The sequence below is a fragment of the Acidovorax sp. Leaf73 genome (genome assembly GCF_916855635.1).
Taxonomy (GTDB): Bacteria; Pseudomonadota; Gammaproteobacteria; order Burkholderiales; family Burkholderiaceae_C; genus Acidovorax; species Acidovorax facilis.
The window spans coordinates 922,274-941,640 of the sequence record NZ_CAKASI010000001.1; the positions used below are offsets into that span (position 1 = coordinate 922,274).

Sequence of the window (19,367 nt, forward strand, 5' to 3'; positions counted from 1 at the left end):
TGCCGGCGGCGTCCCGGACTGCGCCTAGAACTCCCAGGCCATGCCCACCTGGCTGAACGTGCGGCCGTTGCCACGGCCCACGGCGGCGGATGCTTTGAGCCCGTCGGTGATGGCGTAGCGCAGGCCCACGGCCTTGTCCGGGCGCGACCTTTGTTCGCCGTACACCTCAGACGTGAGCTGCAGTTGTTCAGTAAGCGGAATCTCATAGCCCACGGCCCAGGTGGCCGCACGGTGGCGGGCGCCTTGTGCCCTGACGGTTTTGTGGCCGGCATTGAGGTGCAGCACCTGCGCATTGGCCAACCGGTAGCTGGCCAGCGCTGTGAGGGCGGTTTCGCGCTCGGTGAAACGCTGTGGGGTGGCGTGGTCGCGAACGCGGGTGTGGCCCATGTCGAACCGCGCCCCCACCGACCAGCCTGTTTCGTTCTGGATGGGCACCCACTTCACACCCCAGCCATGCCCGTGGAAGGTGGTGGATGCACCCATGGCCGTGTCTTTGGCGCGTGCCAGCGAGACCTCCATTTCCAGCTGCGGCGCGACGCCAGCGCCAAAGAGCACCTCGGCACCTCGGGCCTTGTCATCGCGGCCGAAGACACCTTCGAGTTTCATGGCGCCTTGGGTCAGCGTGCCCGCATCGTCGGTGTGCATGGGCGCTTCGGCGTGGGCGTTCAAGGCGCTTGCCAGGCTGGACAGTGCGATGCAAAGGGGCGCGATTTGCGAGGGTTTTGTGGCTTTGGGGGGGCGTCTCATGGGGTCTCTCTTTGTAGTGGGATTCGAATTATTGCGGGGCAGGTCAGGCGCATCGTCAGTCCGTAGAACGGGGCAGGGCGGCAGGCCATCGCAGCTCAATGCCAAAGCCCGGAGCACAGTCTGGCAGCACCGTGTGGCCCCCGTGCGCGCGTGCCACCAGGTCGGCCAGCACCAGCCCCAGGCCGCGCATGGCGCTGCCTTCGCCATAGGCCTGCTGCTGCAGCGATTGCTGTAAACGGACTTTGGTGTGGGGCTGGCAGCCATCGCCATCGTCCTGCACGCGCAACACGGTGTCGGCGCCCTCCTGCAGCGCGGTGATGGTGACCTGGTGGGCGTTGAAACGGTGCGAGTTGTCCAGCAGGTTCAGCAGGGCGGCGGCCAGCAGATCGGGGTCGGCGTCCACTGGGGTGGTTTGTTGGATGGAGATGGCCATGTCGTGAAACGCCAGCGCATCGATGAGCTGGCGCATGTCAACGTTTTGGCGCTGTGGCTCCATGCCGCTGCGAAACATCATCAGCAGCGCTTGCATGACCCGACCGAGCCTGCCCGCAGCGTCTCGCGCGCGCACCAGGCGCGGCCTTATCGACTCGGGCGCCTCTTTGATCGCCAGGGCCAGTTGCACGTCGATACCCGCCACCGGCGTGCGCAGGGCATGGGCCGCGTGCGAGGTGAACGCGCGTTCGCTGATGATCCGCTGTGCCAGCCGGTGCCCCAGGTCGCCAATGGCCTGCTCGATGGGATGCAGCTCCTGCCTCGGTGCGGCCTTGGGCGCGGTGTCGGGCCGAAGCGGGTCATAGTGCTGAACGCTTTGGCCCAGGGCGCCCAGCGGGCGAAGCTCCTGGCGGATGCGCCAGTTCATCAGCAGGGCCGACAGCAGGCCCATCGACAGCGCCGCCATCAGCGTGTACCAGACCACTTCACCGTGCACCTCGTCGCGCTCCGTGCGGCTTTGTGCCACCACCAGGAATTGCCCGGGGCGCTGGCTGAATACCGACGTGAAGGCGCGCCATTGCCCGTCTTGCGTCCAGGCGATCGCCTCGGTGGGGGCGGTTTGCAAGGCCAGCTCGGGGGCCTTGTGCGAGCGGCTTTTCACGCGGCCCGACGGAGCGTCCACCACCTGCCAGACCAAGTGTTCCTCATACGAAAAGTGTTTGGTGGCGCTTTGGCCGCTGGTGGCCAGATCGGGCTGGATGGCCATGACGCTGTGAAAAATCTCAGCAGCCTCTCGCAGTTCCTGGTCCATGAGTTCGCCCATTTCGTGGGCGATCACGTACCAGACGACCACGGAGGTCAACAGGCCGAACGCGATGGAGATAAACAGCAGCGATTGGACGAGCCGCCCCCGGATGGACGGCGGTTTTGTCTCGCCCGTGCGCATACCCATGTCGTTAGCCCGTAGAGGCCGTTAGAGCCGTCGGCGGGGCAACGGGTGCAGGAATGCGGTAGCCCATGCCCCGCACCGTCTGGATCACATCCTTGCCCAATTTGCTGCGCAGATTGAAAACGTGCACCTGCAGCGCGTTGCTGGCCAAGTCGCTGTCCAGCCCCAGCACCAGCGCCTCCAGATCCGACGCGGAAACTGTGCGCCCCGCGCGCAACACCAGCGCCTCCAGCACCGCCCATTCACGGGCGGTCAGCTCCACCCGCTGGCCGTGCAGCCGCACTTCTTTGTCGGCCAGCAGCACCTCCACCGCGCCAAATGCCTTGCTGGGAGTGCCGCCGGTCATCCGGCGGGACAGTGCACGCAGCCGGGCACACAACTCCTCGGGGGCAAAGGGCTTGACGAGAAAATCGTCAGCACCGCTGTCCAGCCCGTGGATGCGGTCACTGAGCATGTCACGCGCGGTGAGCACCAGGGCCGGTGTCTTAGCCCCTTTGACGCGCAGGCTGCGCAGCCAGTCGAGGGCGGAGCCATCGGGCAGGTTCCAGTCCAGCAGCCAGGCGTCGTAGGGCTCTGTGATCAAACCCCGGGCTTGCGCGAGGGTGGTGCACCAGTCCACCAGATAGCCGTCATGCTGCAGAAAATCCCGCAAGCCTTCGCCCAGAGTGTGATCGTCTTCCAGCAGCAACAGTCGCATGCGAGCCTGGTTCGTCAAAAGTGCTGCTTGGTGCCGGTGACCATGGCCCGCACGAGGCGCACTCGCTCCAGCCGCCCCATCACGATGGCCGCCGCAGCGTGCAACCCTGCCGCCAGCAGCAGTCCGTTGGCCAGCACCTCGTGCAACTCCATCAGCCATTCTTCGCCGAAGAATGTGTCGGTGGTTTGCATCCACCCCGTGACGCCCAGGGCCAGAACGATGGCCATCAAGGCCAGCATCATCAGCGCCCCGAGGGGGTTGTGGCCCACGTAGACCGGATGCTCGCCATTGCGAAGTGCGCCCAGGTGCTTTGCCAGTCTGCGCGGAGTGGGGAAAAAGTCACTGAACCGCGCGTGCCGGCTGCCTACGAAGCCCCAGACCAGCCTCGCTAGCACCAGGGCGCTGGCGGTGTAGCCCACCCACTCGTGTGCTGTTTTGCCGGGCTCCAGAACAAACTGGTTCAGGACCACGCAGCTCACCAGGCTCCAGTGAAAAATGCGGACAAATGGGTCCCACACCTTGGTGGCGGCAGGGGGGTGGTGGAGAGGGACGGGCTTCATGGGCGACTCGGGGTGCATGCGAGGGGCAGGACGGGACGCTTCTCTGAGGCTTACTTGCGCTCGATTTCAGCGCCAGTGGCGGGGTCGAAATAGATCTCCACCTTCTTGCCCGCTTTGTCCAGGCCGTAGATTTCGTAGCACTTGCCCTTGCTGACCTTGAAGGTCCGGATCTGGTAGCCCTGCTTTTCGAGCCCGGCCTTGAAGTCGGCTTCTTTCATCCATTTTTCTTCTGGAACATTGCAGGTGGGGCCCGCAAATGCAGCGGTAGAACCAAGGGCGAGAACAAGGGCGGTGATGTGCAGTTTCATGGTGAATGTTGGTGTCAGTGGGTTTGAACATGTGGACTGACTGCCCACAAACTGCATTGGACGCGGCCAAGATTAAGTGGGGATGAAGCCGCACTGCGGCGCGCCGGACACAGGCCACAGATGCGCTGCACCTCCAGGAAAACTTTTGTTAACAAGGGGGATGGTGGAAGGTGCTGCGGTGAGTGGGGCCGCCGCAGACAACGCAAGGACAGCCTTCGGCAGCCAATTGGCTTGGGGGACGGCTCTGCGCCTGCATACACCGCTGGCTGTAGCGCAACCGAGCTGTTCCGTTCGCGAAGGACTTGTCCCCAGCGTCGCCCCTTACCTGGGCAGTGGCCTTCGTGCTAACCGCTCAGCACCCGCGCAAACAGCTCGTTGCGAAAGTGGATGCCCAGGCGCGCAAAGGCGCGGTTGCGGTAGGTTTTGACGGTGGGCACGCCCAGCCCCAGGTCGCTGGCGATGCCCTCGTGTGTCATGCCCTGCAGCAGGCGGGCACACACGTCCAGCTCGCGGTCCGTGAAGTCGGCGTGCACACGCAGCAGGCGCTCACGCAGCGCGGGCAAGCTGGCGGGCAGGGGGCCGTGCCAGGCAGGGTGTTCGGCCTGCGGCAATGCCAAGCCGGCGCTTCCAGACCGTGGCCAGGCGGCGGGTGCCAGGGTGTCGCTGTGCGACAGTGCAATGTGTTTGCGTGCCAGCGCCAGCAGCACGGGCGCCACCGCCTCGAAGCCGCCGATGTGGGCATCGCGGAAGGGTTTTTGGTGCTGGTGGCGGTAGAAGTTGACGGCAAATACCGATCCATCGCTTTCGTATTCGACTACCGACACGCGCTCGGCCACGCCATGGGCCTCGTACACCCGGGCGCGGTGCTCTCCATCGACCTCCCGGGCCGTCAGGTGGCACAGGCGGGTAGGGGATTCTGCGGGCGCCGCTTCGTCAAAGGAGCGGCCCCAGGTGCGGTCATGGCGGTAGGGGCCTGAGAGGTAGGCCCACCAGCAGTCCTGCGTGGTGTCTGGCACGCCCAGGCTGGCCGACATGAACAGCGTGGGCTTGCAGCGATGCCCTGTGCGGTACACCGACCACGAGGCAGCCGGCAGCACGGGGGCCAGGTCCTGCAGCAAGCCCGACGCAAAACCGGGTTCGCCCAGCCGGTGCACCATGCCCGCCAGCGCATGGCCCGCCGGGCCCGTGGTGGCCTGCCTGCCGGTGGCAGACGGTGGGGAAGGGGTCCATTGCCTCATGGCGGGCAGGGGTGGGGGTTACGCCGTGTCATTGCGTTGTCATCCTCTGGGATGACAGGGGGTTTGCGCCACGGGATTTACGCTAGGTTCATAACCAATAGGGTTTACGCAAACCGGGATGCAGCGGCCGCCTCGCTCTGGGGTGAACCGCTTGCCTGAACCCTGTTTGCGTAAGTCATGACTCATTCTGCAGCCCAAGCCCTCTTATGCCTGACCTACCGACCCTGGCCGAACCTCGGCTGAAGTTCTTTGCCGATCTGCGTGTGGAAGTGGGGGCACCCCAGCAGGTGGGGCAGACCGTGCATGGCCTGCGCCGCCTGATTCCCATCACCGGCGGTACCGCCACGGGCGATGGCTGGAGCGCCCGGGTGCTGCCAGGCGGTGCGGATTTTCAGCTCATCGTGAATGACCGGCTGTCAGAGCTGGATGCGCGCTACGTGCTGGAGACCGACGCAGGCGACTTCATCTATGTACAGAACCGGGCCGTGCGCTCCGGGCCGCCGGAGCTGATTGCCCGCCTGGTGCGCGGCGAGCCGGTGGACCCGGAGCAAATCTACTTCCGCTGCAGCCCGAGCTTCGAGACCGCTGCCCCCGCGCTCTCCTGGATGGGCGAGCGCATGTTTGTGGGCACGGGTGCCCGCTATCCCGACGCTGTGGTCATGCGTTTTTTCGAGCTGCTTTAGGAGCCCGGTTCCTCCTTCTGACCACCCAGCGCTGCATTCTTTTTTCCCTTGACCACACTGACAGAACTCCTGGAGACAACCATGACGCCTTCTTTCCATTCCGCCCCCGCCGCCGATGCACGAAAAAGCGGCACACGCCGCACACTGCTTGCCGCAGCGGTCACTCTGGCCGCCAGCCTGCTGCCCTGGTCGGGCGCGCAGGCGCAAGCCAGTGGCGGCGCGTATCCGAACAAGCCGGTGCGCATCATCGTGGGCTTTCCGGCGGGCACGGGGCCCGATATCGTGGCGCGCCTGCTGGCGCAAAAGTTGTCGGAAGGCTGGGGCAACCTGGGCGTGATCGTGGACAACAAACCCGGCGCTGGTGGCCTCATTGCAGCGGGCGAAGCAGCCCGCGCCGCGCCGGACGGCTACACGATCATGCTGGGCGAGACGGGCCAGCTCAGCATCGCCCCGAGCAGCTACAACAAGCTGCCCTACGACCCGGCCAAGGACTTCGCCGCTGTGAGCCAGGTGGTCACGTCCGACTTTGTGCTGCTGGTCAACCCCCAAAAGGTGCCGGCACGCAACGTGAAGGAGTTTGTGGACTGGACCAAGCAGCAGAAGGGCCTGTTCCTGGCCACCTTTGGCGCCGGCACTCCGGGGCATTTTGGCGCCTTCATGTTTGGGGACGCGGTCAAGCTCAAGCCAGAGCCCGTGCACTACAAGAACACGTCGGATGCGCTGGGCGGCCTGTTCAGTGGCGACGTGCAGGGCGTGTTTGCCAGCGTGGGGCTGGCCGCGCCCAACGTGAAGGCTGGAAAGCTCGCCGCGCTGGGCACCACCGGGGCCACGCGCACGCCCACGCTGCCCGATGTGCCCACCATCAAGGAGCAGGGCTACGCCAATCTGGAGTTCTCATCGTGGTTTGGCATCGTGGCACCCGCCAAGACGCCCCCCGAGATCATTGCCAAGCTCAATGCCGACATCGTGCGGGCCGTGCAGTCGCCTGAAGGCAAGGCGAAGATGGAAGAGGCCGGTTTCCGCGTGACGGGCACCAGCCAGCAGGATTTTGCTCGCACCATTGCCGCCGACACGGTGACCTGGGGCAAAGCGGTGGCCGCCACGGGTTTCAAGGCCGATTGATGCGCCCAGACGCTAGGGTCACGCCATCTGCGGCTAGCCCTCGCAGGTTCTCAGCAGGATTACCGAGATGCCTTGGGTGCGGGCAACTGCAGCTGCGCCTCCTGCACCACGCGAACGCAGTCCTTCAAGTGCTGCTCGCCAAGGTAGCGCAGCGTGGCATAGCCAATGGTGGCAGCCACAGCCTGTCCCGCGAGGGGAACATACTTGGCGGCCTGTTTGGTCGTCAGGCGAAGACCCACGGTCTGCGTGGCGCGGATGACCAGCTCGCGCGTGATCAGCTTGCCGATCAGCACCGACCCCACAAGGCTCACCGCTTTTTGCACCTGCTCGCGCTTGTTCGGGTCGAGTTGGTCAATCTGCGCCGCCGACAGGCCGAACTCGGCATTGATCTGCGGTAGCAGGCGTGAGAGCAGTGCGGCATCCACCGCCCAATCGAGCCCGGGCACGGGCAGGGCACTGGCGGCGGCAGCCACCAGGGCACGCCGATGGAGCAATTTGCGGCTGCGTTGCACGGCGGCAGCCAAGGCGGGATTGCCAGCTGCCATCTGCAGGGAAGTGGGCATGGTTGGGTGGTATTGAATGAAATGTCGGTGAAAGAAGGAGCGGCTGCCAACAGTAGCAGTGAATCCATCATTTCATCAGTTTTTGCCCTTCACAAGGCTGTATACCGCCAGCAGCAGCATGGCGCCCACCACCGAAGCGATCCAGCCTGCGGCCTCGCCTTGCTGGTACCAGCCCATGGCTAGGCCCAGATAGCTGGCCAGAAATGAACCCGCCACCCCGAGCAGTGCGGTCATGATCCACCCCAGCTTGTCATCCCCCGGCTTGAAGGCCCGGGCCAGAAGACCCACCACCAGACCGACCACCAGCGTTCCGATCAATGACACCATAATTGTTTCCCCTTGTGTTGTTACGACGGCGATGCGCTGACTCTAAAGAAGGCGGGAAAGTGGGGGTGTCGGACAACGCGCCCTGTGGGCGTCCCGTCTGGTGGCGCGCCGTCGCCTGTTCTCGCCATGCATTCGCTTTCGCTCCGCGTGTCGGCGCCGTTGGATGACGCTGCAAGCGGTCGGTAGCGGGTTGTGGGTGCTGTCTGACATCCTGGTGCGGCGGGTGCTTGCCAAGCCAGCGTGCGCTGGGCCCTACATTCAAGCGTCTGCACTTTAAGGAAGACTGATGACCCAAACCCCCAAGACCCGTTCTTTCCCCCTGGTGTTGATGGCCGCGCTGGCCCTGGGGGGCGCCGTGGCGCTGCCCACCACTGCGGCCGCACAAAATGGCGATGAGGCTTCGCTGGCGCGCGGTGCGGTACCGGACACGACCCCTCAGCAACGCTACCAGACCGCCATCCGCGAGGCAGGCGGTGGCCTCAAGGTCAGCCTGGAGGAATGCCGCACCATGGCTGCGGCGGAGCGCAGAAGCTGTGAGTCCCAGGCCCGGGCACGCTATCAGGCCGACATGGCCACTGCCAAAGCCATGTTGCGCGACCCTTCGCTGGGCCCGGTGAATGTGGTGGGAGGCCCGATCCGCAGCACCGAAACGGTGTACGAAATCAAAAAGTAACCGGTGCCGCAGGCCGGCAGTTACTTTGCTTGCGCGGTGTCGCCGTCGGCAGTGCCCGCCACGCGGCGCGCACCATTGAAGCGGCGGGCCCAGTAGGCTACGCCCATGTCTTCCACACGGATCTGGGCGCCGCTGCGGGGAGCATGGATGAACTTGTTGTCCCCCACGTAGATGCCCACGTGGCTGAAATTGCGGCGCATGGTGTTGAAGAACACCAAATCACCCGGCTGGAGCTCTTTTTTGTCGATGACCTGGGTGGCGGCAGCTTGCTGATCTGCACGGCGGGGCAGCAAAAGGCCCACGGTCTGTTCGTACATGGCACGCACGAAGCCGCTGCAGTCAAAGCCTGTTTCGGCACTGCTGCCACCACGCTTATAGGGCACGCCCAGAAACCCCATGGCGTTGACCACCAGGGAAGATGCCTGGTCGGCCACGGTGTGGGCCCGGTCCGCCACCTTGTGGCTCACGTCTTCCAGCCGCGTCAGCAGGCCTTTGTCCGTGATGAAACGGTCCATATCGTCAGGGTTTGCCGCTTGCGGCGCAGCCTGGGCGGTGGTGGCGCAGGCCAGGAGAAGTATGCAAAGCCATCGGGACATGGGGGCGAAGGGTAACACGCAACGCTTGCTTATCGAAAATAATCACCTTTGCAAGCCGTTGATTTCGTTGAAGTAAATCAAAACCCCGGGTTTCCCCAGGGATCACAAGGCCCTGAAAGCCCCTGCAGGCACACTCCGACGATGCACCTCGGGCGTCGCCCGGGGACGGGTGGTTTCCACCGCTTTTTCAGGATCGCAGCCTTATGAAGTTCAAGTCAAAAATGCCTCCAGCGCTTGCTGTAAAAGCGCAAGTAGCTATCTTTTTGGTAGTGGCAGGGGTTTCAGTCAGTGCTGACGCCCAGAACACCACACCGGCGGTAGCGCTGGTGCCCGTGGCCCAGGGCCTGGATCACCCTTGGGCGGTGGACTTTTTGCCGCAGGGGCAGTTTCTGATCACTGAGCGGCCGGGGCGCATGCGGGTTGTCAGTGCCAGCGGGCAGGTCAGCCCCCCACTGGCCGGGGTGCCTGCTGTGGCAGCAGGCGGGCAGGGCGGCCTGCTGGATGTGGTGACGGACACTGCCTTTGCCCGCAACCGCCGCATCTTCTTTTGTTTTTCCGAGCCCGCAGCGTCGGGCGCACGCGGAAACAGCACGGCGCTGGCTCGGGCCACGCTGTCCGAGGATGCTCGCAGCCTGCAGGACGTCAAGGTGATCTTCAGCCAGCGGCCCAAGGTCGACAGCAGCCTGCATTTTGGCTGCCGCATCGTGCAGGCGGCGGACGGCAACCTGTTCCTGACCCTGGGTGACCGCTACCACCGCAAGGACGATGCCCAAAAGCTCGACAACCACCACGGCAAGATCATCCGCATCACCCCCGAAGGCGCCGTGCCGCCCGACAACCCGTTCGCCAAACAACCTGGCGCCTTGCCCGAGATCTGGAGCTACGGCCACCGCAACCCCCAGGGTGCAACGCTGGGGCCAGACGGCAAGCTGTGGATGCACGAACACGGCCCGCAGGGTGGCGATGAAATCAACCAACCCCAGCCGGGCCGCAACTACGGTTGGCCGGTGATTACCTATGGCGAAAACTACGGCGGCGGCAAGCTGGGCGAAGGCACAGCCAAGGCGGGCATGGAGCAGCCACAGCACTACTGGGTGCCGTCGATTGCGCCGTCGGGTATGGCTTTTCTGACCAGCACGCGCTATGGCCCAGCGTGGCAGGGCAGCCTGTTCATCGGTTCGCTCAAATTTGGCACCCTGCACCGCCTGGAGGTGGCGGGCGACAAGGTACAGCGCGAGGAAAAACTGCTGCAAGGCAACGGCGAACGCATCCGTGATGTCCGCCAGGGGCAGGATGGTCTGCTCTATATGGTGACTGACAGCCCGCAAGGCCGGTTGCTGCGGCTGCAGCCGAACTGACAAGCGTGAGACCGGGTGTGAAACCGCCGCAGGAGGCATGGCAGTCTTGACCTAGGTCATGGCGACTGAAAGATCTACGCTCCAGACGCCGTCGCGCGGGGTGTTCCCAGGGTCTTGGTGGTCACTTTGGAGTTAGGCTGACGCGATGCATTCCGAGCCGTCCTCTTCTTCCTCTCCTGCCTCTGATCCCGCAGAGCCATCCGCTTCGGCCGACGCGCCGCCCCGGTCTCAGCTGGCCCTGCGCCGCGTGGCCATCGACACCTGGCGCGAAAACGTGGCTTACCTGCACCGCGACTGCGCCGTGTACCGGGCCGAGGGCTTCCAGGCCCTGTCCAAGATCGAGGTGCGCGCCAATGGCCGCCGTATCCTGGCCACGGTCAACGTGGTGGACGACCCTGCCATCGTGGGTTGCAACGAGCTGGGCCTGTCGGAAGACGCCTTCGCCCAGCTGGGCGTGGACAACGGCCACACCGTGTCGGTCGCCCAGGCCGAGCCTCCCGAATCGATGGGCGCGCTGTTCCGCAAGATCGCCAGCGAGCGCCTAACCCGCGAGGACTTTGGCGCCATCGTGCGCGACATCGCCGACCACCGGTATTCCAAGATCGAACTCACCGCCTTTGTAGTGGCCTGCCACCGCAGCGAGCTGGACCGGGAGGAGGTGTTCTTCCTCACCGATGCCATGGTGGCCAGCGGCCGGCGCCTGGACTGGCACGAACCGCTGGTGGTGGACAAGCACTGCATTGGCGGGATACCGGGCAACCGCACCACCATGCTGGTTGTGCCCATAGTGGCGGCGCACGGCATGTTGTGCCCCAAGACGTCTTCGCGTGCCATCACCTCGCCTGCCGGCACGGCCGACACCATGGAGGTTCTGGCCAAGGTCGAGCTGCCGCTGGAGCAGCTGGCCGACATCGTGCGCGACTACCGGGGCTGCCTGGCCTGGGGCGGCACGGCCAACCTGTCGCCCGCCGACGATGTGCTGATCTCGGTGGAGCGGCCGCTGTCCATCGACTCTGCCGGGCAGATGGTGGCGTCCATCCTGTCCAAAAAGGTGGCGGCCGGTGCCACGCACCTCGTGCTCGACATTCCCATCGGCCCCACGGCCAAGGTGCGCTCCATGCCAGACGCCCAGCGTCTGCGCCGCCTGTTTGAATATGTGGCGCGGCGCATGGGCCTGTCGCTGGACGTGGTCATCACCGATGGCCGCCAGCCCGTGGGCAACGGCGTGGGCCCGGTGCTGGAGGCGCGCGACGTGATGCGCGTGCTGCAGAACGATCCGCGCGCACCCGACGACCTGCGGCAGAAGGCGCTGCGCCTGGCTGGGCGCCTGATCGAGTGCGACCCTGATGTGCGCGGCGGCGACGGCTACGCGATTGCGCGCGACATTCTTGACTCCGGCCGGGCGCTGGCGCGCATGAACGCCATCATCGCCGCCCAGGGCGGCACAGGGTTTGACCACAACCACCCGGCACTGGGTGTACTGACACTGGACGTGGTGGCCCCCGCCAGCGGCGTGGTCGCGGGCATCGACAACTACCAGATCGCCCGCGTGGCCCGACTGGCCGGTGCGCCCAAGGTGCCCGGCGCGGGGGTGGACCTGATGCACAAGCTGGGCGACACCGTGGCTGCCGGGGACGTGCTGTACCGCGTGCATGCCAGCTACCCGGCCGACCTGGAGTTTGCGCGCCACGCGTGCGAGGGGGACAGCGGCTACCGCCTGGGGACCGCCGACGAGGTGCCCAAGGTTTTTGTGGAGTTCTGACAGTGACTGTTGCCCCCCACCAAGCGTGTCTGCTGTACTTTGCCGACGAAGAGGCCCCTGCGCTGCGCCTGGCGCAGGCAGCTGGCATGACTGCCCAGGCCGTCGAGCGCCACCGCTTCCCCGATGGTGAACTCAAGCTGCGTTTGCCCGTCAGCGCTGCGGGCCGCCTGCCCCGGCGGGTGGTGCTGCTGCGCAGCCTGCACCAGCCCAATGAAAAGCTGGTGGAACTGCTGCTGGCCGCGCGCACGGCCCGCAGCCTGGGCGCGCAGCAGCTCACGCTGGTAGCGCCGTACCTGGCCTATATGCGGCAGGACATCGCCTTCCACCCTGGCGAGGCCGTGAGCCAGCAGGTGGTGGGCGGGTTTCTGGCGGGCCTGTTCGACGCGGTGATCACGGTGGACCCGCACCTGCACCGCATCGAGCGGCTGGAGCAGGCCATCCCTGTGCCGCAGGCGGTGGTGCTCAGCGGCGCCGAGCCACTGGCCGATCTGATCGCTGATCGGCGCCCCAATGCACTCCTGGTAGGCCCGGACGGCGAATCCGCCCAGTGGATCGCCCAGGCCGCCGCCCGCCACGGTTTTGACCATGCTGTCTGTACCAAGGTGCGCCATGGCGACCGCCATGTGGCCATTGAACTGCCCTCACTCAACGCACAAGGCCGGGCCGTGGTGCTGCTGGACGACATGGCCAGCACCGGCCGCACGCTGGCGTTGGCGGCGCGGCTGCTGCTGCAGGCGGGCGCGGCATCGGTGGATGTGGCTGTGACCCACGCGCTGTTTGCGGGCGATGCGCTGCAGGTGCTGCATGAAGCCGGGGTGGGGGAGGTGTGGAGCACGGACTGCATCCCGCACCCGAGCAACGCCGTGCCCATGGCCGGGCCGCTGGCCACCGCGCTGCAGTCGGTCCTTCGCACCTGAAAACCCCGGGCTCGGGCTGCGACAATGCGCCATTGCCTCCGACGCTGCGCCCGCACAGCGATTCAACGAATACAGAAACGGTCCCACCATGCTGCTTGACGCCACCGAATCCCAACTCGTCCTGGTCGATTACCAGGAGCGCCTGATGCCCGCCATCTTTGAAGGCCCCGCCGTGCTGGCCAACGCACGCCGCCTGGCCGAGGTGGCCCGCATGCTCGACGTACCCGTGTGGGGCACCGAGCAAAACCCCTCGCGACTGGGTGCGAACGACCCCGCGCTGCGTGCCCTGTGCCAGAAGACCCTGGCCAAGATGCACTTCAGTGCCGCCGAAGAAGGCCTGGGCGAATGGCTGCGCCCCCCGGCCAAGCCCCAGCAGGGCGGCAACGCGCGCAGCCTGCCCAAGCACCTTCAAAAACCCGCTCAACAGGAGCCCGAGCGCGGCACCATCGTCATTGCCGGGTGCGAAGCCCATGTCTGCCTGCTGCAGACCGCACTCGATTTGCTGGAGGACGAGTTTGAGGTGTGGGTGGTGACCGACGCCTGCGGCTCGCGCACCGAACGCAACCGCGACGCCGCCTTCGACCGCCTGGCCGGCGCGGGCGCCGAACTGGTGACCACCGAGATGGTGGCGTTTGAATGGCTGGGCACTTGCGAGCACCCGGCGTTCAAGGATGTGCTGGGCTTGATCAAGTAGCCAGTTTTTGAGTCTTTTTGCCCTCTGGCGCTTATCTATCAAGCGCTAGCAGCTATCGAAATAGTAGTATTCGTTAGGCACCACCGAGGGCGCTGATTGCTCCCATTCGCCCATGTCCCCTGTCTTGATTGGTCTCGTTCTGCTCGTGGTGTTGCTGGTCCTGAATGTCCAGGCCACCCGCCAGATTGTGCGCACCGGTCTGCAAGGTTTTCGCAAAACGATGCTGACGGGCGGTGTGTGGGTGCTGCCGTTCCTGGGCGCCTGGCTGGTGAAGGTCCACCTGCAGTCCGCCGCAGTGCCGGCGCCCGGTGAATCTGGTGCAGGGGAGGCCGAGCCAGCCCCTGAGCACCTTGAGGCGCCAGGCGTTGCGAGTTTTGACGTACGGGGGCATCTGCAAAACACACAGAATCTGCCGCAGCTGGATTGGCCCGCGCTGGACGCCTGGGCCCACGGCGCGGGCGATCGTGCACCGGCGGCCGTGGCCGACGCGCTGAACCAAGGCCGACGCGCCTGGCTGCTGCACCTGCGCGATGCGCTGGGCACGCACATGCATCTGCACGAAGGGGCGGATTGCTTCATCCTGTCGCCGCTGGAACCGTCAGTGGCGCGCGCCACCGCGCGCTATGTGACCACCACACGTCAGCGCATCGACCGGCTGCTGGCGGGCATGGCGCATTTCCCCGTGGCCGAAAAAAGCATCTTGCTCGTGCTGGATGACGAGGACACCTACTACCACTACGTCGCGCAGTTCTACGGATCGGACGGCGAGTTTGCGCGCAGCGGCGGCATGTTCGTCCACTTCGGCTGCCCGCATTTTGTGGTCGTGGCAGCCGACCTTGCAGCCATCGAGCCGGTGATTGCCCACGAGATGACGCACAGCGCGCTGGCCCACCTGCACCTGCCCACCTGGCTGGACGAGGGCCTGGCTGTCAACACCGAGCGCCGCCTGAAGGGCGCGCCACCAGCACAGCACACCCCCGCGCAACTGCACCATCTGCACCAACGCTTCTGGACGCCCGAGCGCATGCAGGAGTTCTGGGCGGGCACGTCGTTTCAGCGCACCGACGACGGCAACCTGCTGTCGTATGAGCTGGCGCGCATTCTGGTGGACCACATGGCGCGCGACTGGGCCGCGTTTACCGCTTTTGTGACCACAGCGCAGCGCCGCGATGCCGGGGCGCAAGCGGCGGTCGAGGTGTTGTCCGTGGACCTGGGGAGCAGTGTGGGCGCCTTGCTGGACATTGTCGATAACGAGGGCTGGGCGCCAGACCCTCCGCGTTGGGGTGGGGCAGCGGCGTGAGGTAGCACTGGTCAGCGGCGGTCGTCTAATTGAAGACACCCGAGCGCCCAAAGCCTATGCTTGGGCAGCCCAACAAGGTGGTTTTTTCATGTACCGACGTTTTTATTCTTCGTCTTCCCCTGATTTTTGGGTCAACTTGCGCCGCGCGGCGCCTGAAGGGGCGAGGCGGCCGTTCTTTACGTCGTGTGCATGGCTATTGGCGACGTTCACGACGTTGGCGGCGCTCAGTGGCTGCAGTGCAGTCCCACAGGCCGCGGATCCCAACTCCGACGCCCCCAAGGCGGCGTTTGCCCCGCGTGGCCCATTCATCGACGCGCCGACATACGACGAAGCGCTGCAGCGCTGGCAGAGCCCAGAAGACATCAACGCCTGGATTGGCGCGCGGTTCCGGTACGACACAGACCGCGCGATGCAGCTGTCTGAAACCCAGCGCCAGGCCAGCGGGCGCATGCCCATCCTGGCGCCTGACGCCTTTTTTGCAGCCCCCCGCGGCGTGTGTGTGGACGTGGCCCGTTTTGCGCTGGAGACGCTGCGACCCCTGCAACCCGGCGTGCAGCCGCGCTACCTGATGATCGAGTTCGACCCCGTCTCTGTGCGCGGCAACACGCTGCGCCGACACTGGCTGGTGTCGTTCGAACGGGGCGGGCAGCATTATTTTTTTGCCGATTCCAAACGCCCAGGCCACATCGCCGGGCCGTACGCAAGCGTGCAGGCCTTTGTGGACGAATACGCGCACTACCGCGGGCGGCGCATTGTGGCTTTCAGCGAGCGGGAGTCCTATGAGCGCAGGCTGCGCACCCGGGCGGTTGCTGAACCGGCATCGTGAGATGGGTAGAGGTTTGGGCGGCCTCTGAGTGAGCCAAGGTATGGCGCATGGAATGGGCCCAAACGCCGATCATTGCGACACACGGGGCCGTGATTAGAAATAGGGGTGTTTTTTGCCTCTAGCGCATATCCACCAGGCGCTGATAGCTATCATTTTTAGAGATACAACGAAGCTGTGGACGGGTGTCCAATCAGTCCCGGCTCAACCCGTGGGCAATGCTGAGGCTTTGGCTTGCACCGGTTGGCCCGCCGCGATCCAGCCGTCGATGCCACCTTGCAGAAAACGCGCCTTGATGCCTGCGGCACGCAGGCGCAACGCGGTGGAACGGCTGACCTCGTGGCCATAGACGCAGTACACCACCACCACCTCTTCGTCGGTCGGCAGCTCACCAGCCCAGGCGTCGATGGCCGCCGGGTCGCCCCAGGGGGCATCGGGCAGGATGGTGGTGGCGGCGTTGTAAACACCAGCGCGGCGCACATCGATGCGATGGCGTGCCTGCTGCGCGTCTTGTACCGATGCCTCCAAGCCCTCGCTGGCGGCGTGGACCGCGCGCTGGTAGCGCTCGTACACGGCAGCCCAGTCGATATTGGCCATGAAGGCATCGACATACGCGCCCGCTGCAGCGCCGTGGTCGAGGTGGTACGCATGTTCATACATGTCCAACGCGAGGATGGGCACCCCACCGGCAGCAGCCTGGGTGTGGTCGCTGGCCCACTGGTTGACGAGCGTGCCATCGCGCGGCTGGAACACCAGCAGCACCCATCCCGAGCCGCCGCCCAGTGCCTTGCCCATGGCGACAAACTCTTCACGCCAGCGCTCCGCGCTGCCAAAGCTGGCTGCCAGGGCCAGCAACATGCCGGGGGCAGGGGCGGCGCCACCACCGCCCAGGCTGCCAAAGTACAGTTCGTGCAACAGCATCGAATTGCTGGCGATCAGCTCCTCGCGCTTGAGTCCGTTGACGACAAAGCCGGGCGTGGAGGCAAAGTCCAGCCCCGAGAGCTGCGCCCGGATGGCGTTGAGCCGCGCCACCGCACCGCCATAGTTGTTCTGGTGGTGGCTGCGCAGCAGCCTTTCGGACAGCCCGGGCAGCGTGGCCGGGTCAAGGGGAAGGGCTTGGGGACGTGCTTGCATGGGGATACTCCCGGGAAGTGGATGACAACCGGTTCAGGCCAGCCAGGGTTTGAGGAAGGTCACTGCCAACCCCACGGCCGCGCACAGCCCCAGCAGCGGCATCACCCCCAGCTTGAGGCGGAACAGCGCCACCAGTGCGCCCACGGCGATCACCGCCGACACGGCATCAAACGCCCCGCCAAAACCCTTGGGCCATAGCAGGTGGTAGGCAAAAAACAGCGCCAGGTTCAGGATCACACCCACCACTGCGGCGGTGATGGCCGACAGCGGGGCGGTGAAACCGAGCTTGCCGTGGGTGGCCTCTACCGCCGGGCCACCCGCGAGGATGAAGATAAACGAGGGCAGAAAGGTCACAAACGTCACCACGGCGGCGGCGGCTGTGGCGCCGGCAAATAGCGCTTCCGGCCCCCACACCTGCTGCAGCCAGCCGCCCACGAAGCCGACGAAGGCCACCACCATGATCAGCGGGCCGGGCGTGGTCTCGCCCAGCGCCAGGCCGTCGATCATCTGCGGGCCGCTGAGCCACTGGTATTGCTCCACAGCGCCCTGGTAGACGTACGGCAGCACGGCATAAGCGCCGCCGAAGGTGACCAGCGCGGCCTTGGTAAAGAACCAGCCCATCTGCGTGAGCGTGCCATGTACCCCCTGGGTGACGACCAGCGTTGCCATGGCCGCCAGCCACAGCGCCAGCCCGGCCGCCAGCACCCTGGCCAGATGGCTGCGCGAGAAGCGGGCGTGGGGGGGCGTGGGGGTGTCGTCGTCGATCAGTGCTGGGCCGTAGCCCTTGTGGCCGTCAGCATGGCCGCCTCCGAGGGCAAACACGCCAGGCCAGCGTTGTGCGCCAAAGTAGCCTATCAGCCCGGCCGTCAGGACGATGGCAGGGAAGGGCGTATCGAACGCAAAGATGGCCACAAACGATGCGGCAGCGATGCCCCACATCCAGCGGTTCTTGAGAGCCCGCGTGCCAATGCGGTGTGCTGCGTGCAGCACCAGTGCGGTCACGGCGGGTTTGATGCCATAGAAGATGCCCGCCACCACCGGCACATCGCCAAACCGCAGGTACACCCACGACAGCGCGATCAGGATGAAGAGCGAAGGCAGCACAAACAGCGCCCCGGCCACGATGCCGCCCCAGGTGCGGTGCATGAGCCAGCCGATGTAGGTGGCCAGCTGCTGCGCCTCGGGGCCGGGCAGCAGCATGCAGTAGTTGAGGGCGTGCAGAAATCGCTTTTCGCTGATCCAGCGGCGGCGCTCCACCAGCTCGGCATGCATGATCGCAATCTGGCCCGCAGGCCCGCCAAAGCTGATGAAACCGAGCTTGAGCCAGAACAGGAACGCCTCGCCAAAGCTTACCGGGGTGGGGCGGTCCAGGGCGGAGGGGGTGGGCGCAGGGGTGAGGGTAGTCATGGTGCGGCGCTGGTCAGCGGAGCCTGGGAAGATGGATGGGTGGGCGGCACGGCATACAACGCGTCGAACACCTGCGCGGCGGCCTGGGCGAGGGCATCGTCATCGGCATGCACTTCGCGCAGGCCAGCCAGCACGGCCTCCAGCCCGGCGGCTTCGGGCACGGGCATGCCGCCGGTGTCCAGGTAGTGCACGGCGCGGGCTAGGCGCTGCAGGCGGGGGTCGACTTCGAGCCCGAAGCTGGCAATGAGCACCTCGAAGGTCACCAGGGCACCCACGTGGGTAAACCGGGCGCCGTCAAAGTCAAAGCCCAGGACATCAGCAGGCGGCGATGCCGGATCGGCCAGCCACACAAAACGCGCACCCGTGTCGACGAATCGGCGGATCAGCCAGGCGCAGGCCAGGCGGTCCACCCAGGGCCGCGCCCGCGTCGCCCAGCGCTGGTTCTGGAACTGGGCGGTGTCAAGGCGCTTGATGCCATGGGCGGGCAGGGCGGCGGGCTCCCCGCGTGAAAAGCAGGCGTCCAGGGCCTGCCGCAGGGTGGCCAGGTCGGCATCGGCCTGCGCGGCGGCGCCGCTGGGGTAGTAGTCGGTGCGGTGCAAGGCCTGCAGGGCGTCGGCAATGCCACGCAAGCGGCGGCGCGCTTCGGTTTCCGTGAGCTGTGCCAGCTCCGCCTGCAAGGCGGTGGCCGTGTCGCGCCACTGAGTGAAGGCTTCTGTGCGGTCGAACAACGCTTCGATCTCCTGGCGCTGTGCGCTGTCCGGCGCAGTAAGAGTCAGCAGCATGGCCGTCCCGCCGTGTTCTCGCACCTCGGTGGCAATGGGGGCCAGCAGGCCCGCGTGTTCTTCAGGCAACAGGTAGGCGCCGTCGCGCAGGGCGGCGCAACCCAGTGCCTTGAGATTGCGCCAGATGCGCAGCCGCACGGCGTTGGGCTGCGTCGGCAGCGTCATGATGAGGGTGGACCACATGACATTGAAGTATATGCATTAAGTAGTGAAATAGTTATTTCTATTTCAAAAATCGTCATCACCAAAGATTCCTTGCATGCCGGGTGCTTCTGGTCATACAAGGGAGCGGTGC

At 65.6% G+C, this 19,367-nt stretch carries 21 protein-coding genes; 9 read left to right on the top strand and 12 right to left on the bottom strand.

What is annotated here, in order from left to right; translation table 11 throughout:
• Positions 1-24: 24 nt before the first annotated feature.
• The 6 genes from LPA35_RS04320 to LPA35_RS04345 form a co-directional block, all read right to left on the bottom strand.
• On the bottom strand, positions 25-747 hold the full coding sequence (locus tag LPA35_RS04320) for a hypothetical protein (protein ID WP_228895284.1): 723 nt from the start codon (positions 745-747) through the stop codon (positions 25-27).
• Positions 748-802: 55 nt separating this feature from the next.
• Positions 803-2,131 (bottom strand): HAMP domain-containing sensor histidine kinase, encoded by a 1,329-nt coding sequence (locus LPA35_RS04325; protein WP_228895286.1) that lies wholly within the window; start codon positions 2,129-2,131, stop codon positions 803-805.
• A gap of 4 nt (positions 2,132-2,135) precedes the next feature.
• Positions 2,136-2,825, bottom strand: a complete 690-nt coding sequence (locus LPA35_RS04330; protein WP_228895287.1) for a response regulator transcription factor — start codon at positions 2,823-2,825, stop codon at positions 2,136-2,138.
• Between the two features lie 14 nt (positions 2,826-2,839).
• Complete coding sequence (locus LPA35_RS04335; RefSeq protein ID WP_121506445.1) at positions 2,840-3,385, bottom strand: cytochrome b/b6 domain-containing protein; 546 nt, start codon at positions 3,383-3,385, stop codon at positions 2,840-2,842.
• Positions 3,386-3,435: 50 nt separating this feature from the next.
• Positions 3,436-3,693, bottom strand: a complete 258-nt coding sequence (locus tag LPA35_RS04340; RefSeq protein ID WP_121506444.1) for a PepSY domain-containing protein — start codon at positions 3,691-3,693, stop codon at positions 3,436-3,438.
• A 344-nt stretch (positions 3,694-4,037) separates the two neighbouring features.
• Positions 4,038-4,931: a helix-turn-helix transcriptional regulator gene (locus LPA35_RS04345; RefSeq protein ID WP_228895290.1), complete on the bottom strand. Its 894-nt coding sequence runs from the start codon at positions 4,929-4,931 to the stop codon at positions 4,038-4,040.
• A 206-nt stretch (positions 4,932-5,137) separates the two neighbouring features.
• On the opposite strand from LPA35_RS04345, the gene LPA35_RS04350 reads away from it, so the two are divergent.
• A complete protein-coding gene (locus LPA35_RS04350; protein ID WP_121420135.1) occupies positions 5,138-5,614 on the top strand; it encodes a DUF3237 domain-containing protein in 477 nt (158 codons plus the stop codon).
• Positions 5,615-5,695: 81 nt separating this feature from the next.
• Positions 5,696-6,736 (top strand): tripartite tricarboxylate transporter substrate binding protein, encoded by a 1,041-nt coding sequence (locus LPA35_RS04355; protein WP_121420136.1) that lies wholly within the window; start codon positions 5,696-5,698, stop codon positions 6,734-6,736.
• 59 nt (positions 6,737-6,795) lie between these two features.
• On the opposite strand, the gene LPA35_RS04360 is transcribed toward LPA35_RS04355, so the two are convergent.
• Together LPA35_RS04360 and LPA35_RS04365 are read right to left on the bottom strand one after the other, a co-directional pair.
• Positions 6,796-7,299, bottom strand: coding sequence for a hypothetical protein (locus LPA35_RS04360; RefSeq protein WP_228895291.1), 504 nt, complete (start codon positions 7,297-7,299; stop codon positions 6,796-6,798).
• Positions 7,300-7,374: 75 nt separating this feature from the next.
• Positions 7,375-7,626 carry a GlsB/YeaQ/YmgE family stress response membrane protein gene (locus LPA35_RS04365; RefSeq protein ID WP_055395928.1) on the bottom strand — a complete coding sequence of 84 codons (252 nt, stop codon included), beginning with the start codon at positions 7,624-7,626 and terminating at the stop codon, positions 7,375-7,377.
• Between the two features lie 286 nt (positions 7,627-7,912).
• On the opposite strand from LPA35_RS04365, the gene LPA35_RS04370 reads away from it, so the two are divergent.
• Positions 7,913-8,299 carry a hypothetical protein gene (locus LPA35_RS04370; RefSeq protein ID WP_228895293.1) on the top strand — a complete coding sequence of 129 codons (387 nt, stop codon included), beginning with the start codon at positions 7,913-7,915 and terminating at the stop codon, positions 8,297-8,299.
• Between the two features lie 20 nt (positions 8,300-8,319).
• Here the strand turns inward: LPA35_RS04370 and LPA35_RS04375 are convergent, their stop codons facing one another.
• On the bottom strand, positions 8,320-8,895 hold the full coding sequence (locus LPA35_RS04375) for a C40 family peptidase (protein WP_055395932.1): 576 nt from the start codon (positions 8,893-8,895) through the stop codon (positions 8,320-8,322).
• A 221-nt stretch (positions 8,896-9,116) separates the two neighbouring features.
• On the opposite strand from LPA35_RS04375, the gene LPA35_RS04380 reads away from it, so the two are divergent.
• The 6 genes from LPA35_RS04380 (at position 9,117) to LPA35_RS04405 (ending at position 15,752) form a co-directional block, all read left to right on the top strand.
• Entirely contained in the window at positions 9,117-10,253 is a 1,137-nt protein-coding gene (locus tag LPA35_RS04380; RefSeq protein ID WP_370641365.1) for a PQQ-dependent sugar dehydrogenase, read from the top strand.
• Positions 10,254-10,398: 145 nt separating this feature from the next.
• Complete coding sequence (locus tag LPA35_RS04385) at positions 10,399-12,015, top strand: thymidine phosphorylase family protein (RefSeq protein WP_228895298.1); 1,617 nt, start codon at positions 10,399-10,401, stop codon at positions 12,013-12,015.
• 2 nt (positions 12,016-12,017) lie between these two features.
• Positions 12,018-12,932 carry a ribose-phosphate diphosphokinase gene (locus LPA35_RS04390; protein ID WP_228895300.1) on the top strand — a complete coding sequence of 305 codons (915 nt, stop codon included), beginning with the start codon at positions 12,018-12,020 and terminating at the stop codon, positions 12,930-12,932.
• 88 nt (positions 12,933-13,020) lie between these two features.
• A complete protein-coding gene (locus LPA35_RS04395) occupies positions 13,021-13,626 on the top strand; it encodes an isochorismatase family protein (RefSeq protein WP_121420141.1) in 606 nt (201 codons plus the stop codon).
• Positions 13,627-13,738: 112 nt separating this feature from the next.
• Positions 13,739-14,926, top strand: coding sequence for a hypothetical protein (locus LPA35_RS04400; protein WP_228895301.1), 1,188 nt, complete (start codon positions 13,739-13,741; stop codon positions 14,924-14,926).
• 196 nt (positions 14,927-15,122) lie between these two features.
• Entirely contained in the window at positions 15,123-15,752 is a 630-nt protein-coding gene (locus LPA35_RS04405) for a hypothetical protein (protein WP_228895303.1), read from the top strand.
• Between the two features lie 201 nt (positions 15,753-15,953).
• On the opposite strand, the gene LPA35_RS04410 is transcribed toward LPA35_RS04405, so the two are convergent.
• The 3 genes from LPA35_RS04410 to LPA35_RS04420 are packed head-to-tail and all read right to left on the bottom strand — an operon-like array spanning position 15,954 to position 19,255.
• Entirely contained in the window at positions 15,954-16,883 is a 930-nt protein-coding gene (locus LPA35_RS04410) for a Fe-Mn family superoxide dismutase (protein ID WP_228895305.1), read from the bottom strand.
• A 33-nt stretch (positions 16,884-16,916) separates the two neighbouring features.
• Complete coding sequence (gene chrA, locus LPA35_RS04415) at positions 16,917-18,290, bottom strand: chromate efflux transporter (RefSeq protein ID WP_228895307.1); 1,374 nt, start codon at positions 18,288-18,290, stop codon at positions 16,917-16,919.
• Positions 18,287-19,255 (bottom strand): chromate resistance protein ChrB domain-containing protein, encoded by a 969-nt coding sequence (locus LPA35_RS04420; RefSeq protein ID WP_228895310.1) that lies wholly within the window; start codon positions 19,253-19,255, stop codon positions 18,287-18,289. Before LPA35_RS04420 ends, chrA begins: the two co-directional genes overlap by 4 nt.
• Positions 19,256-19,367 lie beyond the last annotated feature (112 nt).